The sequence below is a fragment of the Pseudoxanthomonas sp. PXM04 genome (assembly GCF_014851695.1).
GTDB classification, from domain to species: Bacteria; Pseudomonadota; Gammaproteobacteria; order Xanthomonadales; family Xanthomonadaceae; genus Pseudoxanthomonas_A; species Pseudoxanthomonas_A beigongshangi.
In genome coordinates this window covers 1-497 of record NZ_JACVAG010000017.1, presented here as the reverse complement: position 1 = coordinate 497, position 497 = coordinate 1, and the positions used below count along the sequence as shown (strand labels likewise).

Genomic DNA, 497 nt, shown 5'->3' with positions numbered 1-497 from the left:
AGGGGGGAGGGGGGAGGGAGGAAGAGGGGGGAAAGGAAGAGAGGGAAGGGGGGGGAGGGAGAGGAAAAGGAGGGAGAAGAGAAGAAGGAAGAGAAGAAAAGGGAAAGGAAAGGAAAAAGGAGAAGGAAGAGAAGGAGAGGGAGATAGAAGGGGAAAAGAGGAAAAGGGGAGAAAGAGAGGAAGGGAAGGGGAAAGGATGGAAGGTGGAAAGGCTGAACGAAAAGGAGAAGGTGATAGATTCGCGCAAAGGAAGAGAAAGGTTCTGCAACGCGGGAGAGAGAGGGAGGGGAGAAAAAGGAGGGAAGGGAGAAAGAGAGGAGAAGAAAGGGGAGGAGAGGGAGGAGAGGAGGAAGGGGAGGGAGAGGGGGAAGCAAAATCGATGGTGGCGGGCGGTTTCAAACTGATGTCATAAACGACACGAGAAAAGCCGCGCAACTCATGGATAATACTGTGTGAAACAACGCCCAACAAGTCGTACGGCAGGTGCGCCCAATGGG

The 497-nt window shown here is 53.7% G+C and carries 1 protein-coding gene and 1 pseudogene; one reads left to right on the top strand and one right to left on the bottom strand.

Annotation, left to right across the window (positions count from 1 at the left end; all coding sequences use genetic code 11):
- Window positions 1–404, top strand: a 404-nt coding sequence (locus tag IB228_RS19895; RefSeq protein WP_225562583.1) for a hypothetical protein, incomplete at its 5' end; no start/stop codon positions are given.
- Here IB228_RS19895 and IB228_RS19890 read toward each other — a convergent pair.
- Window positions 373–497 (bottom strand): annotated as a pseudogene (locus IB228_RS19890) (hypothetical protein); the annotation flags it as partial. The gene IB228_RS19895 and the pseudogene IB228_RS19890 overlap by 32 nt on opposite strands.